General features: G+C 42.2%; 14 protein-coding genes. 4 read left to right on the top strand and 10 right to left on the bottom strand.

The window, feature by feature from the left end:
- Positions 1-156: 156 nt before the first annotated feature.
- Positions 157-1,236: an RNA-guided endonuclease InsQ/TnpB family protein gene (locus tag ACZYRN_RS06025; protein ID WP_488910628.1), complete on the top strand. Its 1,080-nt coding sequence runs from the start codon at positions 157-159 to the stop codon at positions 1,234-1,236.
- Between the two features lie 425 nt (positions 1,237-1,661).
- Here the strand turns inward: ACZYRN_RS06025 and ACZYRN_RS06020 are convergent, their stop codons facing one another.
- Both ACZYRN_RS06020 and ACZYRN_RS06015 read right to left on the bottom strand, forming a co-directional pair.
- The gene (locus ACZYRN_RS06020; protein ID WP_488910627.1) at positions 1,662-2,459 is read right to left on the bottom strand and encodes a DUF6574 domain-containing protein; all 798 of its coding nucleotides are present in this window, start codon (positions 2,457-2,459) and stop codon (positions 1,662-1,664) included.
- 24 nt (positions 2,460-2,483) lie between these two features.
- Positions 2,484-3,899, bottom strand: a complete 1,416-nt coding sequence (locus ACZYRN_RS06015) for a zinc ribbon domain-containing protein (RefSeq protein ID WP_488910626.1) — start codon at positions 3,897-3,899, stop codon at positions 2,484-2,486.
- 239 nt (positions 3,900-4,138) lie between these two features.
- On the opposite strand from ACZYRN_RS06015, the gene ACZYRN_RS06010 reads away from it, so the two are divergent.
- Positions 4,139-4,765, top strand: a complete 627-nt coding sequence (locus ACZYRN_RS06010) for a DUF975 family protein (RefSeq protein ID WP_488910625.1) — start codon at positions 4,139-4,141, stop codon at positions 4,763-4,765.
- A 59-nt stretch (positions 4,766-4,824) separates the two neighbouring features.
- Here ACZYRN_RS06010 and ACZYRN_RS06005 read toward each other — a convergent pair whose 3' ends face one another.
- The 6 genes from ACZYRN_RS06005 to ACZYRN_RS05980 all read right to left on the bottom strand — a co-directional run bounded on the left by ACZYRN_RS06005 (position 4,825) and on the right by ACZYRN_RS05980 (position 14,257).
- Positions 4,825-5,193, bottom strand: coding sequence for a cytochrome-c oxidase (locus ACZYRN_RS06005; protein WP_488910624.1), 369 nt, complete (start codon positions 5,191-5,193; stop codon positions 4,825-4,827).
- Between the two features lie 163 nt (positions 5,194-5,356).
- A complete protein-coding gene (locus ACZYRN_RS06000; protein WP_488910623.1) occupies positions 5,357-7,405 on the bottom strand; it encodes an S-layer homology domain-containing protein in 2,049 nt (682 codons plus the stop codon).
- Positions 7,406-7,808: 403 nt separating this feature from the next.
- Complete coding sequence (locus ACZYRN_RS05995) at positions 7,809-10,493, bottom strand: S-layer homology domain-containing protein (RefSeq protein ID WP_488910622.1); 2,685 nt, start codon at positions 10,491-10,493, stop codon at positions 7,809-7,811.
- A 647-nt stretch (positions 10,494-11,140) separates the two neighbouring features.
- Positions 11,141-12,211: a glycosyltransferase family 4 protein gene (locus tag ACZYRN_RS05990; protein ID WP_488910620.1), complete on the bottom strand. Its 1,071-nt coding sequence runs from the start codon at positions 12,209-12,211 to the stop codon at positions 11,141-11,143.
- Complete coding sequence (locus tag ACZYRN_RS05985) at positions 12,208-12,936, bottom strand: WecB/TagA/CpsF family glycosyltransferase (protein ID WP_488910619.1); 729 nt, start codon at positions 12,934-12,936, stop codon at positions 12,208-12,210. Before ACZYRN_RS05985 ends, ACZYRN_RS05990 begins: the two co-directional genes overlap by 4 nt.
- Positions 12,937-12,991: 55 nt before the next feature.
- Positions 12,992-14,257: a nucleotide sugar dehydrogenase gene (locus tag ACZYRN_RS05980; protein ID WP_488910618.1), complete on the bottom strand. Its 1,266-nt coding sequence runs from the start codon at positions 14,255-14,257 to the stop codon at positions 12,992-12,994.
- A gap of 124 nt (positions 14,258-14,381) precedes the next feature.
- On the opposite strand from ACZYRN_RS05980, the gene csaB reads away from it, so the two are divergent.
- On the top strand, positions 14,382-15,488 hold the full coding sequence (gene csaB, locus ACZYRN_RS05975) for a polysaccharide pyruvyl transferase CsaB (RefSeq protein WP_488910617.1): 1,107 nt from the start codon (positions 14,382-14,384) through the stop codon (positions 15,486-15,488).
- A 12-nt stretch (positions 15,489-15,500) separates the two neighbouring features.
- A complete protein-coding gene (locus ACZYRN_RS05970) occupies positions 15,501-16,667 on the top strand; it encodes a glycosyltransferase family 4 protein (protein WP_488910616.1) in 1,167 nt (388 codons plus the stop codon).
- 145 nt (positions 16,668-16,812) lie between these two features.
- Here the strand turns inward: ACZYRN_RS05970 and ACZYRN_RS05965 are convergent, their stop codons facing one another.
- A complete protein-coding gene (locus tag ACZYRN_RS05965; RefSeq protein ID WP_488910615.1) occupies positions 16,813-17,754 on the bottom strand; it encodes a nuclease-related domain-containing protein in 942 nt (313 codons plus the stop codon).
- An 864-nt stretch (positions 17,755-18,618) separates the two neighbouring features.
- Positions 18,619-20,208, bottom strand: a complete 1,590-nt coding sequence (locus ACZYRN_RS05960) for a glucose PTS transporter subunit IIA (protein ID WP_488910614.1) — start codon at positions 20,206-20,208, stop codon at positions 18,619-18,621.
- Positions 20,209-20,463: the final 255 nt, after the last annotated feature.

Raw genomic sequence — 20,463 nt, 5'->3', positions numbered from 1 at the left:
CACTCCTTCAGGTGTGGGATGATAGCGAGGTCGAACCGGGCATGTCTTCAGGCATGTCAAAGGTTCGATTTTTTTCTTTTAGCTTATCTCTCTTGTATATCGAACGTTTGTTTGATATGCTTGATACAACCTAATTTTCTGGAAAGGAGGAACGAAATGGAAACGATTTCTTTAAAGCTAGAACTAATGAAGCCAACCAATGCGAAAGAACAGATATACTGCAAAATGACCGAATTAAACACCGGCTTTTCCAATTGGCTTCTTCAGTATGATGAACTTTCAAAAGTCACTTCGAAGGTCTACAAACTTTTTTCTGCGGACAAATTGCCTTCGGCCATTGTCAACCAAACCATCCGAGAAGTGAAGTCACAAAAGAAGAATCAAAAAGCAAAAACCTTTCGCCGTTTCTGGTGTACCTTTAACAACCAAAATTTAAAAGTTGAAAAGGAAAACGGCTTATATAAACTCTCTTTTCCTACATTAGAGAAACGAGTCGGTGTTCCCGTTGTGGCAGAGCTCTATCAGCAGCATTGGCTTGATAAAGTATTGTCCGGCGAAGCAAAATTAGGTGCCGGCAAGCTTTATGAGAAAAAAGGGAAATGGTATATGTCTGTGGCGGTTTCCTTTGAACCGAAGGCTGTTTCCTCTTCTTCTAAAGTGATGGGTGTAGATGTAGGGCTAAATTATTTAGCTGTTGCTTCAATAGGGACAAATTCATTGTTTTTCAAAGGAAACGAGGCTGCTTTTATTCGAAGAACATTTTCTTCAAGGAGAAAAACCTTAGGAAGAAATAAGCTTCTTTCTGTTATTAAAGCCTCTAAAAATAAAGAATCCCAATGGATAAAAAATCTGAACCATAAAATAAGCCGGCAAATTATTCATTTCGCTGCAGAGAACGGTGTTCGCTGCATTCGAATGGAAGATTTGACAGGCATTCGGCGTAAAGCCAAATCAAAAAAAGATGCAGGCAGAAATCTGCACTCTTGGGCACACTATCAGCTTCAGCAGTTTATTGAATACAAAGCCAAAATGTCTGGGATTCAAGTTGAATATGTGAATCCACATCATACCTCTCAAACATGTAAATGTGGCCATGTAGACAAAAAGAATCGAAAAAGACACACGTTTGCGTGTGTCAAATGTCAGTATAAACTTCATGCGGATGCGAATGCGGCCATTAATATTTCGAAAGCCATCAGCGGCCTTTCAAAAAAGAAAAACAAGCAAGCAGCTTAACCTAGTCCTGTGGTAACAGCAGGACCGCCTGTAAGGTACGTCTATGTCCAAAGGCAAAGACAACGTAGCAGGATGGGCTGATGACACCGCCCCTAACTGAAGGCGAGTTCTAAACAGAAATGGACTGGGAACGCGTTCGCACTTCAGAATCCCACCCGCCTCACCGCAAGGTGAAGGGCTTGCGGCTTAGCCGTGGGAGTGTCAAAATGGTCAAGGTGCATTTTACATTCATACTAAACTCGTTTTTTACTCATTCTATTTACTTTCAATAACAAAGGTTCGCACCTAACTTCACCGATTCGCTCACAACGAATCAGCCCGGCCGAGCCGAGCTGATTTTCTTACTGTGTTAGTAAGAAAAATTCGCATTTCCCTATCCAATAAAAAAAACAGCACTCGAGCAAGAGTGCTGTCTTTCTTTCGCGTTACATATAAAACAATTCGTTTAACGCTTCTCCCATTGCGGAATCAGCCAACATACCAACAATGATTGCAAATAATATAACCGAGAAAATAATATAAAGAAAATAGCCGTACAGCGGGTCAAGAGTGTTCGATTTTTTCGTTAACAACGCACTGATTAAATAAAGGGGCATGACAACCAACGCAAGGCTAAGAGACAAACCCATGAATACACTACTGTACACATATGCCTTCAATAAAACCAAAAAGAATGAAAAACCCATGAGCGTAATAGATGGGAGAAGGTGAACACCATACACACCGGTTATTTCTTTAACGGAATGTCCTGTTCCGAAAAAACAATTGATCAGAAATAGGACAAACAACGTACAGACAGTAAACAACACCGTAAAAATTACACTGTTGCTCAAGATAGAGGAAAAGCCCGATTCCGTATAATAGTCACTCCCGAAGAGCTCGCTCATGCCTTCCGTGAAATGGCTTGTCATTGTATAAGTCGTCAATCCGATTAAAAATGCAAGTATAGCCATTGAAAGAAGTCCGTTTGTAAATTCCCGTTCGCCATATCCGAAAACGAGAGAAGGTTTTTTTATATATTTAACGGCATATCCCCCATATTGCCTGAAGCGATTCTTTACTTTCTCCACGTGCATACTCGGTTCATGCCGGTGGGCAGGTTCGTTTACTGGCGTTGTTTCTAGGGCAACTGGCTGATCTGCTGCTGTTATTTCCAGTGATGTACCGCAGTTCCCGCAAAATTTTCCGCTTGCCTGTTCATGCCCACACTGATTGCATTTCATTTTGTCCCCTCCACTGTCTCCTTTTTATCGAAAGGTTTCAATATTGCTGCCGGACAATCCGTCTATTTTTGTTGTATTGACAATATACCAGTTGCCCGCTGTTTCATCGTACTTTAGTCCATACTTCCAAAAATCAGAAGTGTCATCTATATAATCCTCTTCATATGAAGAGGCGCTATATGTTCTTCCAATAATATTCACTTCCGCATCAAACGACGCATATGTGATGCCGTTTTCTTCGGATATAACCAGTGAATCACGATCAAAACGAAGATAATTAAACGAACCTGTCCATTGCTTTCCTTCATTGAAAAGTTCGTTGTAATAGCCTCTTTGCCGCGCAAAGTAATCGTCATCTTGAACGTGCGTAAAGTAAGAAGTATCTTGATTTTCAAAAGCTTGAATCCACTCATGTGTGTGGTCAACAATCGTATTTCGCAGTCCTTCATAGACGTCCTGTCGATCAGGATGTACGTCAAAGTGAATCTTCTCCTGGTCTTTCACCTGAATGGGTTCTGCGCTTCCCGAACCAAATGGATAGTCATATACAGCAGACAATTCAACCGATCCATCCCGTTTTACCGGACCGTATTTTCTTATTTCTCCAATTGTTTTACCTGTGCTCTCCCCGTTAACATACAAAATGGCTTCTGGCCTGTTTGACGTAACCGCTACACCATCGCCGGTCATTTCAACATAAAACGATGCTTCTTCAGAAAGCGATTCATAAAAATCAATCGTCATCTCTGTTTTTTCCTTCCCGTATTCGCCTTTATAATCTGCGACAAGCTTATACATACCCGGTGCAAATGGTCCTGCTTGAATGACCTCTTTCTCTTCTTTTGTTGTCCCACGCAATGTGCCGTCCACCGTAATAGCTGTTCCTTTAAAATTTACATGAATATGTGCATAATAGGGCTGCACTTCATATTGGTACGTATCAAAGAAAAACCATTTCTTTTCTACCTTTTTCAATATAAGCTGCGGATACTCTTCTGGGATATCCGCCGTGCGCTTTGTCACGACTTGCTCTTTAAAGAGCTTGACCATCTCCTCTTTCACATCGGGATTTTCATTTAAATAGTCGACAAGCTGCTGGCCGTTATCCTCCGTGATCTTCATCTTTTTAACCGCTGGTGTGAGTAAGACCGCCATCGCTTTTCCATTCTTTTGAGCTGTTGCCTCTTCAAATGCCTTCACTTGATTCATCGGATCCGTTTCTTTTTTTCCGTACCAGACGAAAACAGCTCCTGCCATAACAAACAAAATGATCAATAGGGAAGCAAACTGCTTTCTTTTGCTTTTTTGCATCGGTACAGCCGATTGTACGAATTCAGGATTCGTTGGCGTTGGGTCTGGATAAAGGGACACACCGCATGATGGACAAAACTTTAAAGAGGGATCGTCTAGTTTATGTCCGCATTGTGTACAAAAGCTCAAAACTTCCTCTCCTTTCCCATATCTACATACGGATTAGATATTATTCTATTTTTTCGACAAAACACTTAAAGACTACGTACAGGGGATTTCTATTGATTGTATGTCTCCTCTAAGTTAAACATGAGGCCTATCCTAATTTGCGCTCCATGATTTTCATCTGTGATGACGTAAGTTTTGAGTTGGATGAATCTTTTCCCGTTTACTTACGTATAAAAGAGTATAGAGGGAGGTGATTTTACATGTACTACAGTAATTTGCGGGCAAAAGCACGCGAGTCATTGAAAGGCAATTGGCTGATTGCGATTGGATTGTTCGTCGTTTCGACCCTGATTTTGATGGCGCCTGATGTTATTTTTAATCCAAATGAATACGACTTCTCATGGCGAGACATCGCTGTCATCGTTGCCACTTTGCTGCTCACGCCGATGACCGTTGGATTGATTTGGGCATGGATTGATCTGTCACGCGGGAAAAACGTTCGTTTTAACCATTTGCTCCATCCATATCAAACGATTTTTGTGAAAACCATTTTCGTTTCATTCTTACAAGGACTCTTCCTTATCCTATGGACGCTGCTATTCATTGTACCCGGCATTATTAAATCATTTTCTTACATGCTAACGTTTTATATCTTGCGCGACCGTCCGGAATTGTCCCCGCTGCAAGTCATTACAGAGTCACGCAAAATGATGGATGGCCATAAAGGAGAAGCCTTCGTTCTTGGGCTGACGTTTATCGGCTGGTTCTTGCTTGGCGTGGTTACACTCGGGATTGGTTTCCTCTGGATCATTCCGTATATTAGTGTTACATTCGCTCATTTTTACGATACGATTCGTGAAGAATATGAAGCGAAGCACCACGGATAACTCTTTCTTTACACACAAAAGCAGCCGGGGCATTTAGCCCCGGCTGCTTTTTTCATTCTTTACGCTCTTAAATTTTTCAATACATTGACCGCAAAGAAGATCAAACCGAGAATCGTCAACGTTGCGCCAGTAGCAATACCCATGGTCAGATCCTCGTTTTTAGTTACAAGAAGGAGAAACAAGGATCCCATCATCACCGGTAGACCGATGTTATGAAGCCAAAAATGTGTTTTCGCCAAACCGTTTGAAGCAAGCGCCGGGAAGGAATGATATAAAATACCGATAAGAGTCAGCGCTGTCCAGCCTAAAAGATTGATGTGTACATGAACACCGGCAAGATCATAATTATGCACGATGGACATATAATAACCGAGCAGTACCCCAAGGACTAAATACACTACAGAAATTTTAATCAACCTAACACTCACATAACTCCCCTCTTTCTGTAAAGTAGTAATCGTACCTTGTATAAACCTATGCGCAAGATGACAATAAATACGCACATCCCCTCCCTGCCGGCTAATTATTTTTTTCCGCATAAAAAAGGTCTGATCCAGCTGTTACCTGGATCAGACCTTCAAGATGTCATTCTTATTTTTTAATGGCTTCCATTAATTCCGCTTTGATGAGGAATTCAGCAAGGATGCGGGCCATTTGGTCGCGTTTTGTGAATTCATTCGGATTAAATGTACCTTTGCTTGTACCAGCCATGATACCAGCCTGGTATACTTTCAATACTTCTTCGCGTGTTGACGCACCGATTGCTTTCGCATCTTTGAAATCAGCTAATTTTTTATTTTTGTTCAATTTAGCCGTATCAAATTTGATCATTTTAAGGTTAAGCGCACGGCCAATCATTGCTGCTGATTCAGCACGTGTAATGCGGTCATTTGGTGCGAATGTGCCGTCTTTTTTACCGGCAATAATGCCGTGTTTAACAGCTGACATTAAAGCACCGTTCGCATTAAACCACTCATCACCTTTTACGTCTTTAAAGCGGTTGTCGTATTTCTCGCTAGGCAAGCCAAGCGCACGGCTTAAAAGCACTGCGAATTGCGCACGCGTCATGTACTCGTCGCCTTTATATGTGCCCGCTGTTGTACCAGAGATGATGTATTTTGACGCCAATGTTTCAATGTAGCTTTCTGCCCAGTTTTTACCGTTATTTACATCAGGGAATGTAACATCGCTCTCTACTACTGTGTAAATAGAGTTTGTCAATGAGCTGACAACTGCCTGCTGCTTGCCATTCACTGTTTTAAATTTTGTTGGAAGTGCACGGTATGTGCCGTCATTTTCCAAAACAGCACCTGTTGTACGGTTTGTGTTTACGGTTTTATTCAATCCGAATGCACGTTCTACATATACATTGCCAAGGCTCTTAATTGGATACACTTTATCGCCGACAACGGCTTCAAGTGTAATATCTACGATGGATGCTACTACATTCGCACCGCGAGACTGCAGCAATTGTGTAATTTGAATTGCCCGTGCAGATGGAACCGGGTTGATCGATACACGGAATTTCAGTTCTGCTACTGTTGTACCAAGATCTGCCGCGATCGCTGCTGTATCGATTTCCGCTACTGGCAAGTAGTATGTTGCACCGTCGCCCACAACAACGATTGTTGCGTTTGGCGCTTTTGCTTCAATCGCATCAACGAGTGGTGCCGGAATATCTAGTGATACAGTTTGACCAGGTTCTCCGTCTGGCAATTGGATCGTAATTTCAGTTGTTTGAGCTCTAATGCCCGCAAGGATTCGGGTTTGAAGATCGCTTGGAATCGTTGCTAGTATTTGTGTGCCGTTTTCCTCGATCTCCGGTGATACAGTAACATTGCCGCCAGTGCCAGGTTCTACTGTACCAGGTTCTCCAGGATTACCAGGTTCCGGATCAGTGGTACCGCCGCCGCCACCGCCACCGCCGTGGGGAGCTGCATAGTTTGATAGCCAGGCTGCTCCAGCAAACATCATAGCAGTTTTCAGTTCTGCTCTTGTTACGTTGTTCGCGGTAAAATGTGTTTCAATGTTTGAAACGACATCTTTCATCTTAAGGTCTGTAATAACGAGCACGTCTGATACATGTTGACGAATCCCCTCGTGGTCTGCTTCTTTCACGGCATTAACAATGCTATTAAAAATGGCATGCGTGTAGTTTACATCATCATCCGCTATGTCTTTTATTTGATCGTAAGCAGATTTTTCTACCGCGCCTAAATATGTAACGTACTCTTTATCAGGCAAGTTACCTAGTTCTGCTTTATGGTTCTTTATAAATTTTTGCAAGTCACCTTTTTTGTACGTACCTGTATAAATACTTGTTTGTAACTCAAGAAGAGCTGCTACAGCCTCTTTTTGAGCCGGAGTTGCATTTGAATCAAATACGGGGTTAAGAGCATCTCCCCAATTAAGACTATCCAACGCATCCGCTACTTCATCGCTTGTATTCGAATCGTCTCGTACTTCAAGGGCATATTTCTCGAATGCAGCTACACTTTTAAAATGGGCCGAATCCTGTACGTGTGCTGCTTCCACTTTGTTCGCATCAAAAACGATAGCTGTTGTTGCGATTGGTGTAAATGCGACTGTTGCTGCAATCATGGCTTTTACTGCTTTGCTGCTAAATGGATACTTTTTCACGAAAATTGTCACCTCTTCAATTTATTTTGCAGGCTTCCTTATGAAAAATCTTCCTGCTAGTATGTTACTAAAATCATACATAATTTTCATTGACAAATCAATCCTACTTTACACATCTATTGAATTATTTACAATATTTTTAATATTTTATCAGTTTTACTTATTCTATGTCTTTTTGCTTTTTCCTTCCTATTCTCTTAATAAAAGCAAAAAAAGTTTTAAAGATCATTAGATTCGTTAAACAATCTAGCATCAGAAAGGCTTTTCCATGTTCTTTTTGAGAGTCCTACTCAATAGAACTTCTAGCCTGGTTATTTGAGATTCATAACAAAATGCCCGGTGAAGTTAACTTCACCGGGCATTTCCCTTTATGCTGCTGAATCAATCAGCTGATAAAGTAATATTAGTCGTTAGAGTTAGCCACACCAGTAAGAGTTGCATTTGCTTGCTCGTTACCGTCAGCATCTTGTACAGCAGATGTAGAATTACGTTTGTAGATTACTTTTGTTTGAGAGTAATCTTCACCATCTTCGAATACTTCATCTTTGAATGTTACAGATACTTCATTGTCAGCTACTGTTGCAGTAGTACCGTAAGAGTCACGTTCTGCACCTTCTACAGTGTACTGGCTTCCAGCGTTAGCATCGTCTTCACTGTCAAACAAAACTGTTTCACTGTAAGTAACAGTAACGCCATCTGGTACAACGGCATCTGCACCGATCATGATTGGCGCAGCGTTATCGATGAAATCTTCTTCGTCTGCAAGTACAAGTTCATCTTCTGCAACAATGCCATTTGCACCTTTAATTGCATCGCCTGCAATTGTTACAAGAGCAAGTGCATCTTCACCAGCACCCGTTTGGAATTTCACAGAGCTGTCAGCAGGTGTAATTGTTAATGTATCACCGCTTGCACTGAATTTAAGTTGTGTAGAACCTTGAAGAGTAAGTTCTTCAAAACGTCCGCCACGGTATTTTTCAAAACCAAGAACTTTAATGTCAGATGCATTCAAGTTTTTCGCATCGATAGCTTGGTCAAATTCAACAACGATTTTCTCTGCAGATTCAACAGTTACTTTGTCGATCTTAGGAGCTACTACGTCAATACCTGTCAAACTTGCTTTCAGTTTAACACGGTTGAATTTCGAACCTTCGCCAGCGTCTGTTTGAACAGTTTGAGGTGCGATAACAACTGTGTATGTTTCTCCAGATTCAGGTGTAAAATCATTATCAAATGCTTCTTGAACATCTTTAATTTTGATTGTTTTACCTGATGTATCACCAGAATAGATTTCGATGTCTGCGCCCGCTTGAAGTGTGTATTCTTTACCAGACTCTTCAATCGTCACGCCATCCGCAACAAGTGTATCCAAGTTTACACGTTGATCAAATGTAAGACGTAGATCTGCTTTTGTTTTCTCATCTGATTGACGGACAAGTTCAGCTTTAACGCTTTTTACTTCAATGTCTTTTTGAGCAACTGCTTTAAGACCTGTTACTTCTTTGTTTGTTGCATTTGTGAATATTTCATTTGCAACACCGTTAGCTGGAAGATTAATTGTATACGTTAAATCTTCATCTAACGCAATACCATCCGCATCAATCGGAATCGTTAATTCATTTCCTTCAGTTGTTAACGGCTCTGCAATTGTAAGTGTTTTTCCAGTAGGGGTCTTAATTGTGATTAAGCTTGTATTGAAGTTCACTTCTTCAGCTAAATCTTGATCGAATGTCACAACGATGCTGTCATCAACAACACGTGCTACTTTCGCTACTGGTTGTGCTTCAGAAACAGAAGGTGTTTTTACTGTAATTGTACGTTGGCTGCTAGAAAGCGCGTCGCCTTTATCTGTTTCAACTGCTGCATCAACTTTTACTTTATATGTTTTACCAGCCAATAATGTACCTGGTTCAATATTGAACTCAACGGCTGTTTTTTCAGTAGAGTCAACCCATTCCCCTGTTAAAGCTCCATCTTCTGCGAAGCCTGTTAGGTCACCTAATTCTCTATCATTTTCGTCATAAAGAGTGTAGTTAGTAAGATCAAGTGCAGAGTCACTCATTTTCTTTTTGAAGCTAAGAACAAATTTATCTTGGTCTTTGTTTACTTCAACTGTTGGTTTATCTGCGCCTGCTTTTAATACAGTCGGTTGAGATTTAAGAACAACATCTGCAACCTCGTTATCAGTACCATCCATCAAAGCAACTGTGTACTCGATACCTGCTTCAACTGTCGCAACATCATCCGCCAAAATAACAGATGCGCCTGTACGGTCAGCATTAAAGCTAATGAATGATGATTTAATAACTTCTTCGCTGTTTGCTGTTTGTCCACCGTGGAACACAACAATGCGTGTAGGGTCTTTTTCGATTTCATCCGCAATGTCAGCGTCGAATGCACCGTCAAAAGTGATATCAATTTTTGTATCATTGATTGCTTTTACGTCAGTGATTTTTTTCGCAGTTTGTCCTGGATCTACTTGATCAAGTGTTTCTAATTTGTGTAAGAAAATAGCGAACTCGCCGCGTTTGATTGGATCAGTTGTACCAAATTTAGTTGGTGTTTTACCTGATGTAATTTTGTTGTCAACAAGTGCAGCAACTGCAGCAGCGTAACGCTCAGAAACATCTGTGAATGCGATGTTTGCAGTGTTGCCTGTAATTTTGTAAGCTTTCGCAAACATTAATGCTGCTTCACCACGAGTGATTTCATCGCTTGCGCCGAAACGTGTATCTGATTTACCGTTCGCAATACCCGCTTCTTTAAGCGCGTTTACGTATTTTACACCACGATCTGGAACATCAGTGAAGCCAGAATCTTTCGCGTTGTCGATTTGTTCTTGTGTAAGAACTGCTTTCGCTACCATAACTGCGAAGTCAACACGCTTGATTTGTTGGTCAACACCAAATTGAGTTTCGCTAACACCTTGAGTAAGGTTATTTGCTACTAAATAGTCTACTGCTTCTTTGTAACGATCACCCACATCTGTGAATGACGCTGCGAAAGCAGGAGTTACTGCTGATGCTACGAGTGTAGCTGTTGCTGCTGTAGCAACGAATTTACGATAAGACTTTGGTTGGTAAGCCATGTAATAAGTTCCTCCCGTTTTGTAAAGGTTTTTTAATATATATTGAAACCGATCAGCTTGTAGCCGACCGTTCCGTAAAACATAACACCGAGTACCTGGTTGAATTTCTCACTAGATGAATCATTATGTAAGACAAGGAGAATTTAACAGGATTACAACTCAAGTAATATTCTATCAAACATAGTAATTTTTTCAACCTTTTTTTGTATATTTCCATAATTTATTAGAAACGTAATGTTTGTTATCATTATGAAAAATATATGTAAAAATACTAGCAAAAAAAGGAGAAAGTAGATTATTTGTTCAATAGCTTATTCATTATATACCATATGCTAGGTAAATTTAAAGTATATTGCTAATTTATTTTGTCATGATTGTCGCATAAAGCATGATTACTAGAGCGGAAACCCTTAAAAAAATATTACACTTTGATTTCAGCTGTTATAAAAACACTTTAAAAACACGATAAATCAAGTCTATGCGTGCATTGGCTGTCTTATGTGTAATGTTTTTTCTTTTTGTTACATTTTTGTGGCAATCCATATATTGGATTAATCTTTATTGGAATATGGCTTACTTTTACAAGCGGCTTATCCCGTTTTCAAACCGTTTACTCCTTTTCCACCAATAAAAAAATCGCGTGCCGGTTAACGGGACGCGATTTTGACGTATACTTTTTTCGTTGCTTTATGCAATTGGTCTAGTGAAAAGTTCATGGACGCATGCTCGTACAATTTTTCCCCCATCGCTTTTACATCCGCCTTCATTGCTCCTCGGATGGCACTAGCGAGTGCGTCCTTGTCTCCTGTCGGGATAATCCAGCCCGTTTCGTCTGGCGTGATCAGCTCACCTACTCCTCCAACATCCGTCGAAATAAGCGGAATTCGCTCGTTCGCCGCTTCGAGCAGCGCGAGGGGAAAGCTTTCACTGTATGATGCAAGCAGTGCCACATCAGACGCCGCATATATATTCGCGACGTCTTTCCGGAAGCCTAAAAAGTGAACGTATTCTTGCAGATCTTTCGCTTTCGCGCGCAGTTCATCTTCAATCGGCCCATCCCCTATTAAAAGAACGTGGGGCTTTATTTCTAACTGGCGTAACGCGTCAAAGACAATTTCATGTCCTTTAATGGGATGAAGTCTTGCCACCATCGCGATGACAAATGCATGTTCTGGTACCGGCAGCAGAGCGGATGCAGCCGGTTCTTCTGTAAAATCAATGCCATTATAAACGGTCTGTACCTTCTCGGCTGAAACCCCGAGCGAGACTAAGTTTTGTTTAAAGCGGTCTGATACCGCAAAATAATGATCCATTTGCCGAATCGCGTACATGCTTAATTTTGTAAAAACTGTGCCCTTTATGCCGCCTTTCACAAAATCAAGTGCTGGATCGCTATGAACGGTCGTCACCCAGCGAATGCCTGTTTTTTTCTTTAAATAAATGCCAAACAGATTCGCGCGCGGGCCGTGCGAGTGCAAAATATCAAACTGCTCCGTTTGAATAAAATTTGCAAGTCTTCTTAGAACAGACAGGTCATAGCGTGATTTTTGCGCGAACAATTCAGTGCGGATACCTGCTGCACGGGCTTCTTCTGCAAGTGCACCTTCTTGAAAAACAGCAAGCGTGACTTCCGCCGGCTCAAATTGTTCAAGAAGCGTAATAACATGTTTCCGCGATCCGCCTGTTTCGCCCCCGCTAATTAAATGAAGCACCTTCATTTTTTGTCCTCCCGCGATGTAATGACCGCTGCAAGAAATTTCGGCAGCGCCATTTGACGTTTCAGTCGTTTCGGTTCTTTCATGAGTCTGTATAGCCATTCGAGCCCAGCTTTTCGGTAAAATTCCGGTGCGCGCTGTACGTTACCAGAATACACATCGAAGCTGCCGCCGACGCCTTGAAATACTTTTACTTTTGGCAGTTTCGGCATATTTTCACGGATCCATAGCTCTTGGCGCGGGCTTCCAAGGGCAACAAAAATGATATGCGCACCGGACTCGCGAATTTTTTCAAGAAGAGCATCCTGATCTTTCACATAGCCATTTTCATATCCGGCGACGCGCAATCCCGGAATCTTCGCTTCTAGATTTTCTTTCGCTTTCTTCACAGTCGCTTCTTTCGCGCCATAGAAAAAGACACCGAGATTTTCGGCCGCTGCCATCTTCAATATGCGTCCCATCATATCTACGCCTGTTACCCGTTCTTTTAGCTTGCCTTTTTTCAATTTAGCCGCAATGATCATGCCGACACCGTCTGCGATCTGATACGTTGAATGATTAATAAGGTCTTTGACGAGCGGATCGCGTCTTGCGGTCATCACTTTTTCAGGGTTAACAGCGATGACGGTTGACTGAACACCGGACTGGATCCGCTTTTTCATATCTTTAATAATTTGATCATACGTGAGCGGCGATACCGACACACCTAAATATTGTTCCTTTTTCACCGTTTATCTCACCTTTTTCATTGATCGTTTACTCCGTTTTTCGCATCTTTTCCTTTTACAAGCCGCGAAGGTCACCAATTTTATGTACGGTTAGGCCGCTTTCGCTCGTTAAACCTGTACAATTTTTTGTATCAAATACGATTGGGCTGGCCATCCGGGCAACTAATGTTTCTTTATCTAATGTTTTAAATTCATTATGATCCGCGAGCACCACGATTAGATGAGCCCCTGCAATGGCTTCTTCAAATGAAACAAGCGGGAAATTCACTTGTTCTGCCCGAACGTGCGGATCGTGGACGCGTACATGAAAGCGCGGGTTTTCAATCATTTTTTCAACGATTTCGATCGCCGGACTTTCGCGGACGTCATCAATGTTTCCTTTATACGTTAAACCAAATAGCGCAACCGTCGGCTTTTCAATATCGCCCGTCATGCGCAGCACTTGATCGACTACGTAATCTGGCATCGAGTTATTAATGTCACGTGACAATTTAATGATCCGCGCTTCTTCTGGCGCTTTTTCCACAATAAAATACGGATCGACGGCCAAGCAATGACCGCCAACGCCTGGACCCGGCTGGTGCAAATTCACACGCGGATGACGGTTCGCCAGTTCAATCACTTTATGTGCATCGACGCCGAGTGCCCCGCAAATTTTGGACAATTCATTTGCCAGCGCAATATTTACATCACGGAACGTATTTTCCATCAGCTTCGACATTTCAGCTGTTACCGCTTCGGTCACCAAAATATCGCCTGTTACGACGCGGCGGTAGACGTCTGCCGCTTTTTCAGCCGCCTCGGGCGTAAGACCGCCGACGATGCGCGCATTTTCAACAAGCTCGATCAAAATGCGGCCTGGCAACACGCGTTCCGGGCAATGGGCCAGATGAATGTCTTTTTCCGGATCAAAACCGGCTTCTTTAAAAATCGGTGCCACCACATCATCGATTGTCCGCGGCGGGATCGTTGATTCAACGATAATCACATCGCCGTTTTTCACGTGCGGCACAATTTGTTTCACGGCGCTCACAACGTAATCAACATTCGCTTTATGGTCTTCATGAACCGGTGTCGGCACGGCAATAATAAACGCATCTGCTGCTTCCGGTGCAAGTGATGCACGCAGTTTACCAGATTCCACTGCTTCTTTCACCACTTCCGGCAAACCGTTTTCTTCTATTATAATCTCACCTTTGTTTAACAGCTCAATCACTTTTGCATTAATGTCCACACCGACAACATCATAACCGGCGCGGGCAAAGACGGCTGCAGTGGGCAGTCCGATATATCCTAATCCAATAACACATATTTTCTGCATCTCTAAGGATCCTCTCTTTTCTTTCAATAGCTTTTCATAGTATAACAAATTCGATTTGAATACGCCACGTTTCGGTGATAAAATGAAGGTTAGTTTTGAAGTATAACCGAGGAGGAATACCCGTTTGAAAGTAGTGATTTCCGGTTTTTACGGACTTGGCAACACCGGGGATGAAGCGATCCTTGAGTCGATTGTCGATAATTTACGGTCAGAAGTTCCCAATATTGATATAACAGTGTTTTCGCTTTCGCCTGAACAAACAGCGCGAGAACACGATGTAAAAACGGTGTACCGTGCGTGGCGGCGTGAAAACAAAGAGAAAATAAAAGCGCTCCGGGAGGCGGATGTTTTAATTTCTGGCGGCGGCGGGTTATTGCAGGATACGTATCCGACGAAGTTTTTATTTGGCCCTCTTCCTTACTATTTAATCATTGCCATGCTCGCGAAAATATGCGGCGCACGCGTCATGTTTTTCTCGCAAGGTATCGGCCCTGTCACGTCTACGTGGGGCAAGTTTTTAATGAGACGTTTCGCGAACAAAGCAGACTTTATTACAGTGCGCGACCAATATTCAAAAGACTATCTTCATGACCTCGGCGTTACCCGCCCCAAAACGGTTGTGACGGCTGATATCGTGTTTGCTTTTCAGAAAAAAGAAGATGCCGCCTGTTTGCAAAGTTTGAATTTGACAGGCCGTGAAAAACTCCTCGCTGTGTCCGTTCGACCATGGTTTGAACATAGTGATTACGAGGACAAGCTTGCCTCTGCGCTTGATGAATTGATCGAAAGCGACGGTGTGACGCCTGTGTTCGTTCCGATGGAAGGCCATCATGACGTTGACGCGTCGAAGCGGGTGCTTCAAAAGATGAAGAACGCCTCTTCTTGTCATTTATTAGCCGGTGATTTTACGCCAAATCAATACTTGAACTTTATCGGAGGATGCGAAGTTACGGTTGGTTTACGTCTGCATTCGTTAATTTTCTCAGCGCTCACAGCTGTGCCACACGTTGGGATCAGTTATGATAAAAAGGTTGAAAGTTTATTAAAGCGGAGCGGGATGTGGGAGTATTCGTTCCGTTTAGAGGATCTTGACCGAGATCAACTGGTCGAAAATACGCGTTATGTATTGAATAACCGGGCCGAGTTGAGTACGAAAGTGGCCCAAAATGCGGCGGTTATGCGGAATGAAGCGATTGAAAATATTGAATTACTGAAAAAGTATTTCATGTAGGGAGATGTCGGAATGAAGATTTTGCTTGCAACAGTGTACCATTATCCGCATACGGGCGGGCTGTCTGTGCACGTGGCGACGCTAAAAGCTGGACTTGAGGCACGCGGACACGAGGTTGATATTTTATCGTTTACCGATATTCCAGAATTCCAGCAAAAAGCAGCAGTGCGCGGACCCGGCTTTTTAATGAATAAAGTGTCAAAAGGAAAAGGGTTTGTATACGGCTTAAAACAGCGGAAAAAAATGTTGCAAAAGCTGATGGAAGCACAAAAAGAGAAAAATTATGACATTGTAAATGCACAGGAAGTGTATGCGACATTCGCAGCCCTTGACGCGGGACTTCCCGTCGTCTCAACGGTTCATGGCTATTTAACCTATGAAGCACTTTCAGCTGGAAATATTTTAAAAGGCAGTCCGGAAGAAACATTTTTGCTTGCTCAAGAAATTGAAGCGTACCGAAAAACGCGTTCGATCATTACAGTCGACACCCGCATTAAAGAGTACGTGAAGCGTGAAGCCGGCATTGAAGGAACAGCTATTCGCAATTTCATTAATGTGGATGATTTTAAACCGGATGCAGAAAATAAATTGGCTTATCGGGAAAAACATCATGTTTCCAAGGACGCGCCTGTGTTTTTTGTGCCTCGCCGTTTAACGAAGAAAAACGGGGTCATTTACCCGATTTTATCTTTGCCTGCTGTGCTTGAAAAGTACCCGAATGCGAAGCTTATTTACGCGGGTACGGGTGAAGCGATGGATGAAATGAAAAGGTTAATTTCAGAACGCGGCATTGGTGCGAGTGTCGAATTGTTAGGCGCGATTCCCCATCACGTCATTAAAGAATACTATGCGCTGGCAGACGTTGTATTAGTGCCTAGCGTCTATTCAGAAGGCGTAGAAGAAGCGACATCGATTTCTGCCCTTGAAGCCATGGGCTCCGGTTCTCCTTTAATTGCATGTGCAGTCGGCGGGTTAAAAGAAATTGTTGATCACGGTGTCGACGGATTACTCGTAGAAGAGAAAAATGTAGAACAATTGTCTGACGCTATGATTGATTTGCTGGACAATCCGGAAAAAGGCAAAATGTTTGCAGCGGCTGCCCGTAAGAAAATTGAAGAGGATTACTCTCATTTGGCTGCGGCTGAGAAATATGAAGCCATTTATAAAGCTTCCCTTTAAAGGGAAGCTTTTTTCCTGTGATGACGGCGAGATTTTGATTCATGTTGGCGGGATTCTCCACATTCTAGCGGTTATTCCGCCGTCAACTGCTGGAATCCCGCCGTCGATCACTAAAATCCCGCCGCGGCCCATTTTTGAACCTCTGTTACTTAAAGTTTTTCCACTCTTCCGGCAGCATATAGACCCGGTCTTTTGTTGTTCCCTCATAGGATACACCCCATCTTTTCAGTAATTTTTGAACGATGGATTCAGATTTAATATTTAAAAAATTTCTTAGTTCTCTGTTTGTTACTTTTAATCCAAACAAAAGGACATATTCTTTCATCGCCGTTAAATGGGCATCCTTTGACACAGTTCCGCACGACTGGCAGCACCATTTTCGATTGGACCGGATCACATTGAACGTTTTGCAGGCTGGACAGCGAATACCATTTTGAATTTGTTCACGCTCAATATTGAATTTTTTCAGAATGTCTGGATCGTAAGGCTGATGATGTTTTTGCAGGGAGCGGGCAAGTTCGTGGACTTCCCCGGCAGTGAGAACCGGACGTTTTTCGTCTAGAAACTCATCTACTTTTGCAGGGATTTCTGGAGCGTGTATGATGAAGGTATGGTCGGGTGAATCTTCTGGAACGAGTTCTACGCGCACGTTTGGATGGCTGATTACGGCCGCTGGGAGAATTGGAACTGGTTTTTCAAGCCAGTGTTCAAGACCTCTTTTATGGCGCTGCACTTGAGTGATCGGATCGTCAAACGTTTGGCTGCCACGTATGAGCTGCTTCGTCCGGCGATTGAAAATAAGATGTCCAGTTAGATTTTTTGATTCGAGAATTAAGATAATGGATGGGCAGATGACGATGGTATCCATCTGGAAAAATGTGAAGCCGTTTGGAAATGGAAGGCGGATATCGTGGAGAATACGGAATGATTCGTTCATTTCAGCTAAGTAGTAAACGACTCGCCGCTCCCCCTTAAATCCTGCTTCACATCGGTGCAGTTCCTCTCGCACAGCTGTCCATTGCGGAGCAGTTTTTATAAGTCTGGCCTCAAGCCCTTCTACTTTTTGGTGCCACACTGATTTTTTCAATACTTCATCTCCTTTATCTCCCTGTAACAATACGACGTTTTTTGTCGATTCCCTGCTCAAATTGAAAATCTTTTTTGGTCAGGTTTTGCTGAAGGAGTTTGAGTAATAAAGGCCTGATGTTTCTCGGAGTAACAGCAGGCCTTCTGGCGGAATTATGCCCCGGGATGGCGGGATTTTACCTTGTAACGGCGGGATTTTGATTCATGTTGGCGAGATTCTCCATATTCTAGTGGTTATTCCGCCATCAACTGCTGGAATCCCGCCGTCGATCACCAGAATCCCGCCATAAACACAAATAATCCCGCCGTCTAACAGTGACGGCGGGTTTTGCTTATTCCGATTTATAAAAAGGACTATAATTGCTTTATAAGGATATTATTAACATTTGTTTATAAAAAAAGAATCAGACAGATACCGAGCGATTGGCGAAACAATCGAACCTTCATAAAGTGAAACTTCATTTCCTTTCAATATGTTGAAGTCAAAGTCTTACTGCTGGTTCAAGCAAGATAAAAATTCGCTTCTTAAGCAAGCCACCTTAGTCACGATGATGAAAAAAAGATGTCCCAAAAGTCAGTTGTCACTGGCTCTTGGGACATCTTTCTATTTTATCGACATTAGTATGCGTTTTCAAAACGTTCTAATCTTTTTCCTCCCTTCCAAGGAGGATAAAGACATACTATGTGTGTGGTTTTTTCAATCAGCGAATTAGTTTATAGACTAAACAAACTAATTAACGAAATTTTATCACCCCATTTTCTTTTTGTCAATACAAATTTTTGTTCTATTTTGATTTTCAATCCTTCACTAAACAGAATTCAAACCCTGCCATGCTGCTGGCAGGGTTTGAATTCTGTTTGTATATTATACAATAACTGTTAATAATTCGTCTTTCGCCGTTACAAAGGAATTCTTTGTCTTCACAACATCAACGTATTGACTTGTATTAGTGATCACAACCGGTGTTGTCACTTCATACCCGGCAGCTTTAATCTTTTCAATATCAAATTCAATAAGCAAGTCACCTTGCCGCACCTTATCCCCTTGTTTGACACGAGAGGTAAAAAATTGACCTTTTAAATTCACTGTGTCAATCCCGATATTAATTAAAATTTCCGCACCACCCTCTGATGTGATTCCAACCGCATGTTCTGTCGGAAATAAAGTGGTAACGATCCCATCCATTGGTGAAACGACCTCCCCTTTCTCTGGCTCAATCGCAATCCCTTTCCCCACTGTTTCTGTAGCGAAAAGTGGCTCACTGATCTTGTGTAATGGAATGATTTCCCCACTCAATGGACTTCCAATCGTTTCCCTTTTCACACTTATCAGACCTGTGTCAAACTTTGCTTTTGAAATAGCTTTTTGGTTTTTATCTTCATACCCGAATATATACGTAAGAACCATTCCTAAAACTAAGGCAACTGCGATACCGATTGTATATTGTAACATCGGTGAAAACGCAGGGATCGTCAATAAACTCGGGAAAGAAAATACGGTCATTTTCACTCCGAGGCTGCCATTAATAGCTCCGCCGACAGCTCCTGCAATCGCTACATAAAGCATCGTTCGTTTATAGCGTAAGATGATCCCATAGTTGATCAGTTCTGTTGTACCTGCCAATACACTTGGCAAAATGGCTGTTGCAGAGAGACCTTTTAAATCTTTATCTTTTGTTTTCAAGAAAATGCCGATCGCCATCCCGATTTGAGCAAATGGCGCTGCTGCTGCCATCCCGATGATAGGGTCTGCGCCAATAGCAAGATTAGCGATGGCAATAGGGATAATCGCCCAATGAAGCCCTATAATTGTAAGAAAGGTCCAAGCGCTTCCTAACACTGCTCCGGTTAAAAGACCACTTTTGGAGCTTAAAAATTCGATGCCTGCACCGATTGCCTCCCCGACGTATACACCGAAAGGACCGAAAATAAGCACCGTTAACGGAACAATAATAAGTAAGGAGATCATCGGATTTACAAACATTTGAATGTCTTTATAAACAATCTTTTTCAAGAATTTATCTAATACTGCATAAATAGCAACAGCAATGAAGATTGGAAAAACGGTCGAAGAATAACTCATTAACACGACAGGAATCCCTAAAAAGTCTACACTTTTTGCTCCGTTTGCTGCTAATTCCGTAAAGGTCGGCTCCAAAAGCGCTGCACCAATGGTTCCGCCGACATATGGATTGGCACCCAGTTTAATCGAAAGCGTAATTCCGAGAAAAATAGGCAGGAAATAAAAAACGGCATGTCCCGCAGCAGATAAAATTGCATATGTCCCGCTTTCAGTAGACATCCATCCTAACATGGTTAAAACCGTTAATAATGCTTTTAACAACCCCGACCCAGCAAGTACACCTAGTAGAGGAGCAAAACTTCCTGAAATTATACCTAAAATCTTTGACATCATTGACTCTTTTTCTTCTTTAGCCAACTGTTGATCGTTCATTTAATGCATCCTTTCTTTCGTTTCAAAAAGCCTAAAGCCATCAATAAAGTGAAACTTCCTACGGGGTCTTACTGCCCGTTCAATTTAAAATAAGCCTTCATTCAATGAGTATCCAACGTGCAATTCAATCCTATACATCTTCATTCTCGCTACGATGACACTAAATCGGGCATGAACGGCTCTCTAAATTGTTTTCAAAAAAAATAGGGCTGTCCTAGTCAATGATTCACTGACGTTTAGGACAGGACCCCTCTC

Source organism: Domibacillus sp. F004, from assembly GCF_057814295.1.
This window is presented reverse-complemented; position numbering and strand designations above follow the sequence as displayed.